The sequence below is a fragment of the Methylobacterium sp. A49B genome (genome assembly GCF_053346215.1).
The window spans coordinates 1-315 of record NZ_JBKFBO010000018.1 but is presented as its reverse complement, the minus strand read 5'-3'; the positions used below and the strand labels follow the sequence as shown (position 1 = coordinate 315).

The 315-nt window shown below is 69.2% G+C and carries 1 protein-coding gene; it reads left to right on the top strand.

All coding sequences use genetic code 11. From position 1 onward, the window contains the following. Window positions 1-315: porin (locus ACLBX9_RS02420; protein ID WP_447717764.1), on the top strand; the 315-nt coding region annotated here is incomplete at both ends.

Genomic DNA, 315 nt, shown 5'->3' with positions numbered 1-315 from the left:
CGCTTCAACTTCGTCGACGGCATCGAGAAGAGCCGGATCCCCGACGTCGTCGGCGTGCTCCGCCTCGATCAGGCCTGGGGCTCGGCCCAGGTCTCTGCCGCCATGCACGAGCTCAACATCAACAACGTGCAGAACAACCTCGGCTTCATCCCGGGCGCCGGCCTCGGCACCGCGGCGACGGCGGCCACGGGCGGCTCGAACCTGAGCATCCCGCACGCCAACACCGCCTACGGCTTCGCCGTGCAGGGCGGCATCAAGGTCAACGCGCCGTTCATCGCTCCGGGCGATGCGCTGTACGTCCAGGCCGCCTACGCG